This is a genomic window from Streptomyces sp. 6-11-2 (assembly GCF_006540305.1).
GTDB lineage: Bacteria > Actinomycetota > Actinomycetes > Streptomycetales > Streptomycetaceae > Streptomyces.
In genome coordinates this window covers 6,281,900-6,294,806 of the sequence record NZ_BJOR01000001.1, presented here as the reverse complement: position 1 = coordinate 6,294,806, position 12,907 = coordinate 6,281,900, and the positions used below count along the sequence as shown (strand labels likewise).

Sequence of the window (12,907 nt, the reverse complement as noted above, 5' to 3'; positions counted from 1 at the left end):
GTGCGCGGACCGGAACCAAACCGTAGGAGCCCCCCACATGACCGCGCGCCTCAACAGTGCCCAGCCATACGTCGTCGGACTGTTCCGCATCGTCGTAGGCCTGCTCTTCACCTGTCACGGAGCCGCCTCGCTCTTCGGCGTCCTCGGTGGCGCGGCGGGCACCAAGGGCGGCACCGTCCCGACCGGTGCCTGGCCGTTCTGGTATGCCGCCCTGATCGAGCTCGTCGCCGGCGCCCTGGTACTGCTCGGACTCGGCACCCGCGGCGCCGCGTTCCTGGCGTCCGGCTCGATGGCGTACGCGTATTTCGATGTGCACCAGCCGTCCGCCCTGTGGCCGATCCAGAACGGCGGGGATCTGCCGGTGATGTTCTGCTGGTCCTTCCTGCTGCTGGTCTTCACCGGTTCCGGCGCGTTCGGCCTCGACCAGCTCATAGCCTCCCGGCCCGCCGCCGGTCAGGAGACCGAGCCGGCCTCGGAGCCCGTCACGGCCTGAGCCCTCACGTGCACTGCGCGTGGGCCTTGTTCCACGCCTCGCAGATGGTCCTGGCCTGCACGAGTCCTGCCGAGCCGGGCCTGCTGATCCGGGCCTGCCGATCCGGGGCGAGACGCCACGCGAGACCTCCGCTCCGCTGCCGGTCCGCCTCGGCTGCTACCACCGTTCGGGAAGCGGCGGGCAGCCGCTTGGGACGCGGGCCGGCAGCCCGATCCGCGTGAGGCCCGCATCGCCCCGCTGATGCGGGCCGCCGGGTCGGTCATCTTCGATGCCGACCACGGATGCCGGATGAAAGCGGTGAATTCGCGCTCCTCGCAGCCGAGTCGGCTATCCGGCTGTCCGTCGGCCGCACCGGCCAGCGCTGGGACAACGCGCTGGCCCAGTCGTTCTTCGCCACCCCGGCTCAGTCCGGCAGGCGCGACTGGGGGTCGGCGATGCGGAGGTGTCGGCCCTTACCGCTGCTCGCCGCTGCTGGAGTGGAGTACGGCCGCCGCGATCTCCCGCAGGCGGTCCATGCTGATTCCTGTGCGCTGTTCGACGGCGAGGGGATGTTCGGTGGGCTCGAGCTCGACGGAGGGGCGCTCACCGACCGGTCGGGTGTGGACGTTGGTCTTGAGGTTGAGGGTCGTGGGCGAGTAGACCGGCAGGTCGGTGGTGAGCCAGCCGAAGTACGGATTCTCAGCCTCGCGGCAGGGCCTGTCCCACAGGTCTGCGGCCCGGGAGAAGTTCTCGCGGCTGAGCGAGACCCAGACGCCCCAGGAGAACACGTCGTCGGTGTCGATGACCGGTATCTCGATCAGGCCCTTGACGAAGTAGTGCTGTCCCTGGATCACGCACTGGTCCGACGTGAGCATGCAGTCGTCGGCGCCGGCGAACGCCGGATCCCACACGGCCGGGGCCTCGGCCGTGTAGTTCATCGGCAGCTCAGGGTGGTGGGCCCGGAGCACGTGCAGGTGAATCCGAGATCACTGGTCATGGTGCTGGAGCCTAGTGACGGGCTCCGGTACCACCTCGGGCGGGAGCCCCTGCCGTCCGCTGCCTGGCGGGCCGGCTGCGCAGGCGGAGCCGCCCCCGTACTCCCAGAACCTAGCGGCCGACGGTGCTCCAGTCGGCGGGGGCCGGCGGCACCGAGCGGCCCGCGGCGTGATCGCGGAGGCGACGGGTCAGTTCCGGCAGGTCGGAGGCTGGGAGCCTCACCTGGAGCAGTTGCAGGCGGAACTGCGACGGCAGGTCCTCCTTGTCGACCGGGAAGGCCCTTCGTGCCTGATGGACCGCGTGCTGCACGTCGCTACAAGAGCAACAAGATCAGGGTCAGCGCGATGGGCGTGAACAGCATCGTGGCCAGGTGGCTGAACAAGGCCCGCGCCATCACCAGCACAGAGAACAACATCAGCCCGCCCACGAGCCAGCACCCGAAGATCTGGCCCGCGAGAATCCAAGCGGCGGTCTCCTCCTCCCGGGTAGAGGCCCCGAAGCTCAGTACCCCGCCGATCGCCATGAAGAAGAGCACGACGCAGAGCAACAGGTTCCCCACGCCGACGATGACAGCGACCGGCTTGTCCACCCGGCGTACCCGTCTCCAGAGTTGTATGGCGCTCATGGGCACGAAAGCCTACCCAGGGGTGCACCCACGACTGTCGACTGCGGCCATCTGTGACCATCGGTGTGTGAAGAGAGAAGAGCCCACGGTGACTGAAAGGGACAGCGTGGACCTTGCCCACTGGCAGGAGGGCGTCGAAGCCTGATGGGCCGGATGGCGGGGCGGTTCGCGCCGGTCGAACCCAGGTGCCGGGTGCGGGACTTGGCGCAACCGCCGGCAGGATCGAGAACGCCCAGGTCACCGTTTACCTCGTTCAGGCGGACGGTTCGTCCAGCGTCCTGCCGGGCCGGGGCTCCCGGTGCAGGTGCGACGATGCGGGCATGCGTGAGTTGAGCCAGCTGATCGATGTCGAGGAACCGGCCTGGCCGGAACTCAGGGAGACACTTGATGCGAGTCCGGTGTCTGTCGAGGTGCTTCCAGCCGATGGCGATCTGGGCAGGGCATCGATTCTTCAGCTGCAGGTCACGGCCAGGTCGTACCTGGGGGCGGTGGTGCTGCACTGTGGCGGTCTGCTGGTGGACGACGGGTGGGTGCGGGTCTTCGGCAGCCCCGCGAGTGGGGCTGCACACGGGGCGCCTGGCCTGGCCGGCATGAATCAGTTCCCTGGAAGGTTCGACCCAGCGTGGCGACCGGAGACAGGTTTGGTGGTGGCACACGACGTACTGGGCGGCGTCTTCGCGCTCAACGGCGCCGCTCCCGACGGCGCCGACCGTCCCGGCGCCCCTGGCGAGGTTGTCTACTTCGCACCGGATTCCCTTCGCTGGGAGGCTCTGGGTGCCGGTCACTCCGCGTGGCTGGCCTGGCTGGTGTCCGGCGCACTCGATGAGTTCTACGCCACTCTGCGCTGGCCCGGCTGGAAGGAGGAGGTCCGGGCGTTGAACAGCAGCCAGGGCCTCTCCGTCTTCCCGCCGTTGTGGTCTGCCGAGGCGCGCCGCGACATCTCCGCGACCAGCCGTCGCGCCGTGCCCATGGGAGAGCTGCTTGGCGTCGCCCGGGACTCATGCCGACAGTTCGATGGCGTTGATCCGGGCTTTCTCGGCGCCGTGTGAGTCGACCGCCCCGTCCGGTCGGCGGGAGCAGATCAGGGCGGCGGCGATGCCGGCGAAGGATCGCAGCCCTTGTCACCGTGGAGTATGGTCGGCCGCCGTCGGCGGCCGTGCCGGGAGCGGACGGGCGGAATACCTCGCACAAGCGGCTCCAGTCCCTGGCTGTCGTAGGTGATCGCGGCGGAGCTGCCGATGGAGAGAGGCGGACCAGTCCGCTCTGTGATCAAGTAGATCTTTGATCCCTTCTTGCCGCGATCCACGGGATTCGGGCCCGCCGGATCCTGCAGGGCGTTCGAGGGCAATCATGGCGGCATCGTCGTCCAACCGGCCTCCCGCGTGTGCGAGCAGGTCGGAGCGCAAGTGCTCCAGGAGTTCCTCGGGGCGCTCCCCTCTCCAGGTGGCGGCGCGTTCGGCGAGGGGATAGAAGTCGCCGCGGGGGTTGCGGGCTTCGGCCACGCCGTCGGTGTACAGCAGGAGCAGGTCGCCCTGCCCGAAGTCGAACGTGTCGACACAGTGACCGGGCGTGTCCAGCTGCAGGCCGAGAGGGGGGCCGGCCTGGTGGGCGCACAGCGCGGTGGCCTGTCCCGGGCGTAGCCGCAGCGGCGGGGGGTGACCGCAGTGGACGATCTGGACCGTGGGTGCGTGGTCGGGGATGTCGATGAGTATCGCGGTGACGAAGCATTCCTGCGCCAGATCGTTCTCACCGGGCTCCGCCAGGTTCCAGCACACGCTCGCGTCCAGGTAGGCCGTGAATTCCGCCAGGCCCGTCTGCCGGTGCGCGGCCCCTCGGAAGGCGCTCAGCAGCAGCGCTGCGTCGCTCACGGCGGTCAGGCCCTTGCCGCGGACGTCCCCGATGAGCAGCCGGGTCCCGTGGGCCGTGCGGGCGGCCGCGTACAGGTCGCCGCCGATCTTCATCTCGCGCTCCGCCGCCAGGTACACCGCCGCCACGCGCAGGGGTCCCATCCGTGGGGGCAGCGGGCGCAGGACCAGGTTCTGGGCGATCTCGGAGACCTGGCGCACCCGGGTCAGCTCCCGTACCTTCCGCTCCCGCATCCCGGACAGGAGCGCGGCGAACGCGGAGGCCGCCACCACGGCGAAGATCTGCGCCATGCGCTGCGCCGAATGGAGGTCTCTGAGAAGGACGGCAAAGATCACCTGGTCCGCCAGGGCCAGCACTCCGGTCAGTGTGGTCAGCCACGGCCCCAGGGTCACCGCGGCGAGCACCGGCGCGACGATCAGGAGCGGTCCGACGTGCGGGTGGCCGGGAGTGGCCAGGTTGACGGTGGTGATCACGACGATCAGCACAAGGGGAACAGCGACCAGGCCACGCGCCTCGTACCACGGCCGACGCCGACTCGCAGGACGCTCTACGGAGGGCATACTTCCGTGTACCCGCCATTGCGGCGACCGCCGTCCGACTTCCGCCGACACGGTCACCGCCGGGCCTGCCCGATGGGGAACTGACTGTGGGTGCGTGCAGGGTGATCACGGCGGCATCGGCGGCCAGGTGCCCGCCAACGTGCCCAAGGAGGTCGGCGCGCAGGCCGCGGACCAGTGCCGAGGGGTTCTCGTGCGCCCCATCGCGGTGCGCCCGGCCCACCGGCTCAGCCGGTCCGCCCGGCGACGCAGCCACCAGGCGCGATCACGAGCCGGCCATGGCCGGAGACACGTGTGACTGAGCACCTCCGCCAGTCACCCTGAGCACCGAAGGTGGCCGCCCCGAGCCGAACGCTGAGGAGCTCATCGGTCGCTGGGAGTAAGTCCTGCGCCTCAGGCGCACTCCGCGCCTGCCTGGCTAGGGTCGGTCCTCATGGAGACCACCGGAATCGTTCGTCGCCAGACGGCCGAGCGTGTGCGCGACGCTCTGGCGCGGCTCGTCACCGAGCGGGATGTATGGGTGTCGACGGCTCACCCTGATCACGGGCCGCACCAGGTGCCGCTGTGGTTCTTGTGGGATGGGCGAGCAGTGTGGATGTGCACCGGCGCCACTTCCGTGACGGCGCGAAACGTCCGCGAAGAGCCGCGCGTGCGCCTGTCGCTACCGGACACCTTCGACGTGGTGCTCCTCCAGGGTGAGGCGGAGTGCTTCCCGGACCAGGAGGTGCCCGCAGGCGCGGCGGAGGCGTTCGCCGGCAAGTTCGGATGGGATCCACGCGTGGAAGAGGGTTCCTTTCTGTATGTACGCGTCGTCCCGAGGACTGTGCGCGCTTGGCGCGGCGAGCCGGAACTACGCGGGAGAGTCATCATGCGCGACGGGAAGTGGCTGGAACAACGGCCGTCCCTCGCCGACACGCCTCTCTCGGATCACGATGTCCGGAAACCGACTCGGTCACGTGGACCCGGTGCCCGTACGAGCGTGCGACGACGTCCCGCGGCCCCCGTCCGGTGCCGGGTCGGCCGGTCCGGGCAGACCGCCGGGACCGGCTTCCGGGACCGGGCGTCCGAGGGCCGACTCGGTGCTTTCGCCGAGGAAGCCGCCCGACTGGTGCTGCCACAGCTTGGCGTAGGCGCCGTCCGCCGCGAGCAGTTCCTCGTGGGTGCCCTGCTCGGCGACGCTTCCGCGGTCGAGGACGACGAGGCGGTCCATGCCGGCGACGGTGCTCAGGCGGTGGGCCACCACGAGGGCCGAACGTCCGTCCATCAACCGCCACAGGGCGTCCTGGACGAGGAGCTCGCTCTCCGAGTCCAGCGCGCTGGTCGCCTCGTCGAGCAGCAGGATCGGGGCGTCGCGCAGGATGGCCCTGGCGAGGGCGACACGCTGGCGCTGGCCGCCCGAGAGTTTGACGCCCCGCTCCCCCACCAGAGTGGAGAAGCCGTCGGGGAGTTGGTCGGCGAACTCGGTGACGTGCGCGGCCGCGGCCGCCGCGTGGATCTCCTCGTCGGTGGCGCCGGGCCGGGCGAAGGCGATGTTGTCCCGCAGGCTGCGGTGGAACATGGCGGGTTCCTGCGGGACGTAGGCAATCAGGGAGCGCAGGTCGGTCTGGCGCAGCCGGCTGATGTCCTGACCACCGATCAGGATGCGTCCGTCGTCAAGGTCCGACATCCGCAGCAGGAGCCGGGTGAGCGTGGTCTTGCCGCCGCCGGACCTGCCGACCAGACCGATCCGTGCGCCTGCGGGCACGTCCAGGTCGAGTCCCTGGAAAATCGGCTTCGCACCCGTGTGGGCGAAGGTCACCGCCTCGAAGCGGATGCCGGTGTCCCGCGGTGCGAGCGGTTCGGGTGTCGCCGGGTCGAGCACGGTGGGCGGATCCAGCAGCAGCTCCGTGAACTGTGCGGCCTCGGTCATCGAGCTTTCCAGACGCCGGTAGATCTGGTTGAACTCGAACATGATCTGCGTGGCGTTGGAGTAGTAGGTGAAAGCGACGACGATCTCCTCGACTCCCTGGCCCGAGCCACCGAAGGCGATGGCCACCAGCAGACCCAGCACGTTGGTCAGCACGGACATGGGGGCGACCAGGGTGTCGACGCGCAGATTGCCGAAGTCCCACGACCTCAGCGTCAGGCGCCGGGAGTCCGCGACACGGCTGCGGTGTTCGTCGGCCTCCCGCCGCTCGGCCGCGAAGGCCCGGATGGTCTCCATGTTCATGAGGCTGTCGGCGACGTGACCGGAGACCCGGGCGATCGCCGCCTCACGGTCGTTGACGAGCCTCTGCCTGCGACGGACCAGAGGCGTCGCGGCCACCACGGTCAGCGCGATCATCACAAGAAGGCCGACGACGAGCATGGGTTCGTAGCTCCACAGCACCACGGCACCGAACACCAGGGGGACGAGGCTGCCCACGATCCGGTACGTCACCGTGTCGACGAAGTCCTCGAAGCGCTTGCCGAAGCTGAGTACCCGTTTGGTCAGGGAGCCGGCGAAGTTGTCGTGGAAGAACGCCGCGTCCTGGGCGAGGAGTTCGTCCATGCCGCTCACGTAAAGGTGTTCCATGCCGAGGGCTTCCACGCGGTTCAGGCAGTGCTGCCCGATCCGCCATACGGCCTCGGCGAGCAGCAGCGTCACGCCGAAGCCCAGCACGTACGGCAGCGCCGGGCTGAGGGTGAGGCCGCCGTCCCCGGCGGCCTGTCCTGCCAGTTTGGCGATCAGCAGGGGGGCGACGTAGCGGATGCCGATGTTGCCCACGGCCGGTAACAGCAGCGCGGGCAGGGCCAGCAGCCGTAGTCGCAGCAGTTCCCGGCCGTAGCGGCGTAGTGCCAGAACGACCGCGCTCCTGCCCGGCGTCGGCCCTCGCGTATCTGTTGTCCCCATCACACTCCCGGAGGTTCGGAAGTCGGAAGTCTCCCGTCCGCAGACTTTCTCAGTCCAGGCATTTACCGCGGACTGGCGAGAACCGGACACCGCGGCGCTCGGCGTACGCAGCGGACGTATCCGGTGACGTCCTCGCACAGCACAGCTGGGGCCGCGCTGCGCTGGGCAGCCGCCGCCTCCTCTCGTTGCGATGCGCGGAAGCTCCGGAGCGCGGCTCGCTCCGGAGCTTCCGGGACAGCCCCTCGTCAGGGCCGCTGCCGGCGTCGTCAGGCCGCGGTACTCACCGGTTCGCCTCGTTCGGCGTCGTGCAGGGACTGGATCAGCCAGGCGCGAGCGCGTGCGACGCGGGAACGGACCGTACCGATCGGACAGTCGCTGAGCTCGGCCGCTTCCGCGTAGGGCAGACCGGCGATCTGGGTGAGTACGAACGCCTCACGGCGTTCGTCGGGCAGTGCCTCCAGCAGGTCGGTGAGGACGATGCCCTCGTCGAAGCCCGGCAGGCCGCACTCCTGGGCGCACTCCGCGGTGGCCTGCCAGTCGTCGGTGTCGGCCAGGCGAGGCCGGGCCGAGGCATGCCGGTAGCTGTCGATCACCGCGCGGCGTGCGATGGACAGCAGCCAGGTCCGGGCGGAGGAGCGGCCCTCGAAACGGTGCAGGCTGCCGAGGGCCCGCACGAAGGTGTCCTGGGCCAGGTCGTCGGCGGCCTGAGGGTTGTGGCTGAGGTACGTGACGTAATGACGGACGTCTCGCTGCAGAGCGCGGACGAAGTTCTCGACCGCTCTGGGATCACCGGCGCGGGCGGCGAGCGCCCAGGCCGTTATCGACTCCTCGGTCGACGTCTTCTCGTCGCGGGTTCTCTCGGTGTGCGGCGTCGTGTCGGATGCGACAGGCAGGGCAGGACTGATCACCTGAGGTCCTTCTCGGAAGTCCGGAGATCCGGCGTGCGCAGATCCGCGCGGGCCCGGGGCATGAGGAAGGGACCGCGTGGGACGGGCGGCGGATCCGGTGATGGCGTGGGGTGGCGGACGTACGCGCGCAACGGCGACGTACGCCCGCCGCCCGGACCGCCCGGGCGCGGGACGCGCGGGGCGATGCCGGGGAATCGGCTGTCTCAGACGACAGCGGTTCCCACAGGCGGGCCCCGAGAAGTGATCGCGTGCGCGAGGAGCAGCCGGTGCGGCGTGCGGGCCGAGCGGCCGCGGCGGGCGCGGATGCGCGGTCGGTGCGGCGGTGCCGGCAGAGTCAGAGGCAGCCGGAGCGGAGCGGCCAGCCATCCGGCGACGGCCCGCAGGATGCGGAACGCGGCGCGTTCGCCGTACGCGAGCCACAGGCCGCACAGCAGAGCGGCGAGCAGGTGGGCGGCGAGCATGCCGGCGGAGGATGTCCCGCCCATGGCGTGACCCATCCCCGCCATGGCGTCCGAGGCGCCCAAGGCACCCGTCGACTCCCCCACGTCGGCCCCGGGGGCCATAGGCATGACATGGCTCATGTGGACCATCGAGGCCATGTGGTCCGTGGAGAACGCGCTGTGAACCGTTCCGCCCGTGGGCGCCGGCAACGGGGGCGGCGTCACCAGCCCCTGCGCGCAGGAGAACCACAGGTGCAGCGCCGTCTGCACGGCCACCACCACGGAGGAGACGAGAAGGAGACCACGCTCCCGGGCGGCCAGACACCACGCCGCTCCGCCGGTCACGACCGCCGCCGATGTCAGCGCCCACCAGGGCACGGCGGTGCCTGACATCAGGACGTGCCCCAGGGCGGCGAGCAGCACAGAGACGGCCGCGAACACCGCGGCCCGTGTCATGCGCAGATGCCACCCAGCAGTCATGGCCGCTCATCCTCGCATTCCTGACCCGCCGTCATGCGGGGATACGAAAACTTCCCACATCCGACGCTCAGCACTCTGACGGTGATTCACATCACAGTAAAGAGCGGGAACCTGATGAGAGCCGGGTCCGACTGCTGTCCCGGGAGGTGCGTCTGTGACGACGGATCGGGTGGGACGAGCAGGGCCCAACGGAGCGCGAGCGGTGGGCGAGAAGGGGGCGGATCCGGCGACCGGCGCTCTGACCGCGCTGCTCACCTGCTCCATGGCCTTCTCGATGATGCAGTTGTTCCTGATCGGGGCGCTCGGCCCGCGGCTCGTGGTGGAGCTGGACGTCTCGCCGACCGCTCTGGGGCTCACGACCACCGTGGGATTCAGTACGGCGGCCGTGCTCTCTCCGGTCGGCGGCCGGGTGGTGGACCGGGTCGGGCCGCGGCGTTGCCTGGTGGCCCTGCTGGGAGTGGCGGCGGTGGCGCTGGTGTTGATCGGGTCGGCTCCGAATGCCGGGTTCCTGCTGGCGGCCGTCGCGCTCGGCGGGCTGCCGCAGGCGCTGGCCAACCCCACCACGAACAAGGCGATCCTCGCCGTGGTGACGCCTGCCCGGCGCGGTGCGGTGACCGGGATGAAGCAGTCGGGGGTGCAACTCGGGGCCTTCGCGGCCGGGCTGCCGCTCGCGGCACTGGCCGGGCTCGCCGGATGGCGGGGTGCCGTGTGGACGGCGGCGGGCGCCGCGGCGGTGGCGGCGGTGTGGGCGGCGCGGGCGATGCCCGCCGATCCTCCGGCGAAGTCGAGCCCGGCGGTCTGGGTGCCGCGCGGCATGATCGCCTGGCTGATGGCGTTCTCGCTGCTGCTCGGCTGCGGCATCGCCTCGGTGAACACCTATCTGTCGTTGTACGGCACCGAGCGGCTCGGTCTCGGTCCCACCTCGGCGGGTGCGCTGGTGGCCGTGCTGGGTGTGGCCGGGATCGCGGGCCGGGTGGGCTGGTCGAAGGTCGCGGGGCGGCCCGACCGGGCGGCCTGGCTGCCGGGTTCCCTGGCCGTGGGCGCGGTGGCCGCGGCCCTGCTGCTGGCCGGCTCGTCGTCCGTGCGCCCGTTGGCGTGGGTCGCGGCCGTGGCGGTGGGCGTCTTCGCCGTGGCGGCGAACGCGGTGTCGATGGTCCTGGTGATGCAGCGGGCCGCGCCCGGTCGGGCGGGCCAGGACTCGGCGCTGGTCTCGGCGGGCTTCTTCGCCGGATTCGCGGTCGGGCCGCCGCTGTTCGGAGTGCTGGCGGAGGCCGGGCGGTACGGGGGCGGGTGGCTGCTCGTGGCGGCCGAGTTCGCGGGAGCCGGGGCTGTGGCACTGCTGTGGGCCGTGCAGGAGCATCGGGCGGGCGTACGGTCATGAGGGCACGCACGGACGAGGGCACGCCCCCGCAGGAGGACCGACAGGCGCCGCCCGGCCTGGCAACCGCTCCCTCCTGGGCAGGTCCGGCACTCGCCCGCGTCCTGGTCCGGGTCGCCGTCACCCGCACCGAGGTCGGCGACCGGTTCCCGCTGTACGCGGACCCGGGCACCGGCACGTGGCGGACGACCGCCCGCGGCTCCTGGACCGGAGGTTTCTGGGCGGGGCTGCTGTGGCTGCGCGCCCGGTACACCGGCGACGCCGCCGACCGTGCGGTCGCCCGGGCCTGCACGGCCCGCCTGGCCGGCTGGGCCGAGGCGGACACCGCCGCCCGCGGACTGATCTTCTGGTACGGCACCGCCCTCGCGGACGACGAACCGGGCCTGCGGGACCGGGCCGCCCGGGCCTGCCTGAGCGACTTCGTCCCGGAGCTCGGTCTCGTGCCGTGGGGTTCGGCGTTCGGCGGACCGCGGCTGACGGCGCGTGTGGACGGCGTGCCCGGCATGGTACCGCTGCTGGCGACGGCGAACCCTGAGGCAGCCCTCTCGCATCTGCGGCGACATGTCGAACTGTGGCTTGGTGCGCGGCCGCCCCGCTGGTCGTGGCGGCACGAGCCCGGCGCGGGCTGGACCGCGTGCGCCGATCCTCCCCCGGGCTGGAGCAGGGGAAGGGCGTGGCTCCTACTCTCGCTCGCCGAGGCCGCACCTCTGGCGGGCGGCGGCGAATTCCCCGACCACGTCGGCCGGTTGCTGACGGAGCACCTGGTGCCGCCCGCCGACTTCGCTCACCCCGGCGGCCCTTGCGACACCTCCGCCGCCGCCATCACCGCACTGGCACTGCTCGGCCTCGGTCACCGGGACCGAGCAGTCGCCGTCCTCAAGGCGCTGGTCGACAGCCACCTGACCGCCGACGGCCGCCTCCTGGACGGCTGTTACGACCTGGCGGCCGAAACAGCCGTGCGACAGGAGCTGATCTGGGGCGACTTCTTCCTGGCGTACGCCCTCGCCGTCCTCACCGGCCTCCGTGGACAGGACCTCAGGCCGGATCCGTTCGCAGCACCCGCCGCGCCACCGAGGTGATGTGCAGCTCGTCCGGGCCGTCGAGGACGCGGGCCGCGCGGGCGGTGCGGAAGAGGGCGGGGAGCGCGGTGTCCGGGCCGAGGCCCGCCGCGCCGTGAACCTGGATCGCCGCGTCGGCCACCAACTGCAGCGTGCGCGCCGCGGCGACCTTGGCCAGACCCACCTCCACATGGGCGTCGCCGCCCGCGTCCAGCCGGGACACGGCCTCGTGGACCAGGGGCCGGGTGGTGCGCAGGGCGAGCAACGACTCGAAGACGTGGCGCTGGACGAGTTGCAGGTCGCCAAGGGGGCCACGAGAACGGGTGCGGGTGACCGCTCGTTCTCTCATGAGCTCGAAGGCGCGGGCGGCCTGGCCGAGCCAGCGCAGGCTGCGCAGGATGCGGCCGAGCTGGAGCCGTTCGGCGGCGACGGCGAGAGCCTTGCCGCGTTCGCCGATCAGATGGCCGTCGTCCACCGCGACACCGTCGAGTTCGATCTCCGCCTGTCCGGCCGCACCGAGTACGGGAAGCTCTCGCACCACCCGGAAGCCACGGGAGACTGTGGGGACCAGCAGCAGGGACAGGCCGTTTCGCTCCGGGGCCCGGCCGTCCGTGCGGGCGAGCACCGTGACGAGGTCGGCGTCGGCGGCACCGCTGACGAACCACTTGTGCCCGGTCAGCCGCCAGCCTCCGTCTTCGCTGTCGTCGGCGCGGGTGGTGGTGAGGAAGGGGTCGGTGCCGGGGACGTCCGGTTCGGTCATCGCGTAGCAGGCTCGCAGGTCGCCGGCGACCAGTGGTGCGAGATAGCGGTCGCGGACGCGCGCGCTGCCGTGCCGCCACAGCATGAGCGCGTCCAGCAGCGAGGCCGATCCGAGTGCCGCCGGGCCGTGGTCACTGGCGCCCTCGGCCTCCGCGACATGGGCGTACGACCTCAACGGCAGCCCATGGCCGCCCAGTTCGGCCGGGAGGGGCAGCGCCCAGAGCCCCTCGGCCTTGGCCTCCTTGCGCAGCCGGCGCAGCGCCGCAGCCGCGTCCGGGCCGCCGCCGTCCAGGACCGGCTCGCAGGGCACGACTCGCATACGGACGAAGTCCGCCACCTTGTCTCTCAACTCCCTTAGTTCCGGGGGACATTGCGGATCGCCCCACGCCACGTCCAGCACCTCTCGCTCACCCCTTCGGGAACTCCGGCACCTGCCGGTCCGACCACCTCTTCGTGGAACTGGTCGGGGGCGACCGCTCCCGGGTTCCCGCGTGTC

At 71.2% G+C, this 12,907-nt stretch carries 11 protein-coding genes and 3 pseudogenes; 5 read left to right on the top strand and 9 right to left on the bottom strand.

From position 1 onward, the window contains the following. Nucleotides 1-37 precede the first annotated feature (37 nt). Entirely contained in the window at nucleotides 38-493 is a 456-nt protein-coding gene (locus tag TNCT6_RS27925) for a DoxX family protein (protein ID WP_141363352.1), read from the top strand. 452 nt (nucleotides 494-945) lie between these two features. On the opposite strand, the gene TNCT6_RS27920 is transcribed toward TNCT6_RS27925, so the two are convergent. The 3 genes from TNCT6_RS27920 to TNCT6_RS27910 all read right to left on the bottom strand — a co-directional run bounded on the left by TNCT6_RS27920 (nucleotide 946) and on the right by TNCT6_RS27910 (nucleotide 2,093). Then, on the bottom strand, nucleotides 946-1,410 hold the full coding sequence (locus tag TNCT6_RS27920) for a DUF2199 domain-containing protein (RefSeq protein ID WP_141363350.1): 465 nt from the start codon (nucleotides 1,408-1,410) through the stop codon (nucleotides 946-948). Nucleotides 1,411-1,579: 169 nt separating this feature from the next. After that, on the bottom strand, nucleotides 1,580-1,777 hold the full coding sequence (locus tag TNCT6_RS27915; protein ID WP_141363348.1) for a hypothetical protein: 198 nt from the start codon (nucleotides 1,775-1,777) through the stop codon (nucleotides 1,580-1,582). Nucleotides 1,778-1,781: 4 nt separating this feature from the next. After that, nucleotides 1,782-2,093 carry a hypothetical protein gene (locus tag TNCT6_RS27910; protein ID WP_253266236.1) on the bottom strand — a complete coding sequence of 104 codons (312 nt, stop codon included), beginning with the start codon at nucleotides 2,091-2,093 and terminating at the stop codon, nucleotides 1,782-1,784. A gap of 320 nt (nucleotides 2,094-2,413) precedes the next feature. On the opposite strand from TNCT6_RS27910, the gene TNCT6_RS27905 reads away from it, so the two are divergent. Continuing rightward, entirely contained in the window at nucleotides 2,414-3,142 is a 729-nt protein-coding gene (locus tag TNCT6_RS27905; RefSeq protein WP_141363344.1) for a DUF2625 domain-containing protein, read from the top strand. 59 nt (nucleotides 3,143-3,201) lie between these two features. On the opposite strand, the pseudogene TNCT6_RS40470 reads toward TNCT6_RS27905, so the two are convergent. Continuing rightward, nucleotides 3,202-3,411 (bottom strand): annotated as a pseudogene (locus TNCT6_RS40470) (IS5/IS1182 family transposase); the annotation flags it as partial. A 28-nt stretch (nucleotides 3,412-3,439) separates the two neighbouring features. Further along, nucleotides 3,440-4,054, bottom strand: a pseudogene (locus TNCT6_RS41945) (PP2C family protein-serine/threonine phosphatase); the annotation flags it as partial. An 895-nt stretch (nucleotides 4,055-4,949) separates the two neighbouring features. Between TNCT6_RS41945 and TNCT6_RS27895 the strand changes: the two are divergent. Beyond that, nucleotides 4,950-5,414, top strand: a pseudogene (locus tag TNCT6_RS27895) (pyridoxamine 5'-phosphate oxidase family protein); the annotation flags it as partial. A 54-nt stretch (nucleotides 5,415-5,468) separates the two neighbouring features. On the opposite strand, the gene TNCT6_RS27890 reads toward TNCT6_RS27895, so the two are convergent. The 3 genes from TNCT6_RS27890 to TNCT6_RS27880 all read right to left on the bottom strand — a co-directional run bounded on the left by TNCT6_RS27890 (nucleotide 5,469) and on the right by TNCT6_RS27880 (nucleotide 9,216). Further along, the gene (locus TNCT6_RS27890) at nucleotides 5,469-7,388 is read right to left on the bottom strand and encodes an ABC transporter ATP-binding protein (RefSeq protein ID WP_141363340.1); all 1,920 of its coding nucleotides are present in this window, start codon (nucleotides 7,386-7,388) and stop codon (nucleotides 5,469-5,471) included. 266 nt (nucleotides 7,389-7,654) lie between these two features. Beyond that, nucleotides 7,655-8,296, bottom strand: coding sequence for a sigma-70 family RNA polymerase sigma factor (locus tag TNCT6_RS27885; RefSeq protein WP_141363338.1), 642 nt, complete (start codon nucleotides 8,294-8,296; stop codon nucleotides 7,655-7,657). A 203-nt stretch (nucleotides 8,297-8,499) separates the two neighbouring features. After that, on the bottom strand, nucleotides 8,500-9,216 hold the full coding sequence (locus tag TNCT6_RS27880) for a hypothetical protein (protein ID WP_141363336.1): 717 nt from the start codon (nucleotides 9,214-9,216) through the stop codon (nucleotides 8,500-8,502). A 202-nt stretch (nucleotides 9,217-9,418) separates the two neighbouring features. Here TNCT6_RS27880 and TNCT6_RS27875 point away from each other — a divergent pair, with 202 nt between their 5' ends. Continuing rightward, nucleotides 9,419-10,597: an MFS transporter gene (locus TNCT6_RS27875; RefSeq protein WP_308789474.1), complete on the top strand. Its 1,179-nt coding sequence runs from the start codon at nucleotides 9,419-9,421 to the stop codon at nucleotides 10,595-10,597. Next, nucleotides 10,594-11,673, top strand: coding sequence for a sugar ABC transporter permease (locus tag TNCT6_RS27870; RefSeq protein WP_141363334.1), 1,080 nt, complete (start codon nucleotides 10,594-10,596; stop codon nucleotides 11,671-11,673). Before TNCT6_RS27875 ends, TNCT6_RS27870 begins: the two co-directional genes overlap by 4 nt. On the opposite strand, the gene TNCT6_RS27865 is transcribed toward TNCT6_RS27870, so the two are convergent. Next, nucleotides 11,630-12,811: an acyl-CoA dehydrogenase family protein gene (locus TNCT6_RS27865; protein WP_301184403.1), complete on the bottom strand. Its 1,182-nt coding sequence runs from the start codon at nucleotides 12,809-12,811 to the stop codon at nucleotides 11,630-11,632. The two genes, TNCT6_RS27870 and TNCT6_RS27865, sit on opposite strands and share 44 nt — an antisense overlap. Nucleotides 12,812-12,907 lie beyond the last annotated feature (96 nt).

Bases quoted from the DNA above. Each gene is read 5' to 3' on its own strand.
- TNCT6_RS27870 (WP_141363334.1), top strand. From the start codon at position 10,594: ATGAGGGCACGCACGGACGAGGGCACGCCCCCGCAGGAGGACCGACAG.
- TNCT6_RS27905 (WP_141363344.1), top strand. From the start codon at position 2,414: ATGCGTGAGTTGAGCCAGCTGATCGATGTCGAGGAACCGGCCTGGCCG.
- TNCT6_RS27925 (WP_141363352.1), top strand. From the start codon at position 38: ATGACCGCGCGCCTCAACAGTGCCCAGCCATACGTCGTCGGACTGTTC.
- TNCT6_RS27920 (WP_141363350.1), bottom strand. From the start codon at position 1,410: ATGAACTACACGGCCGAGGCCCCGGCCGTGTGGGATCCGGCGTTCGCC.
- TNCT6_RS27880 (WP_141363336.1), bottom strand. From the start codon at position 9,216: ATGACTGCTGGGTGGCATCTGCGCATGACACGGGCCGCGGTGTTCGCG.
- TNCT6_RS27910 (WP_253266236.1), bottom strand. From the start codon at position 2,093: ATGAGCGCCATACAACTCTGGAGACGGGTACGCCGGGTGGACAAGCCG.
- TNCT6_RS27890 (WP_141363340.1), bottom strand. From the start codon at position 7,388: ATGGGGACAACAGATACGCGAGGGCCGACGCCGGGCAGGAGCGCGGTC.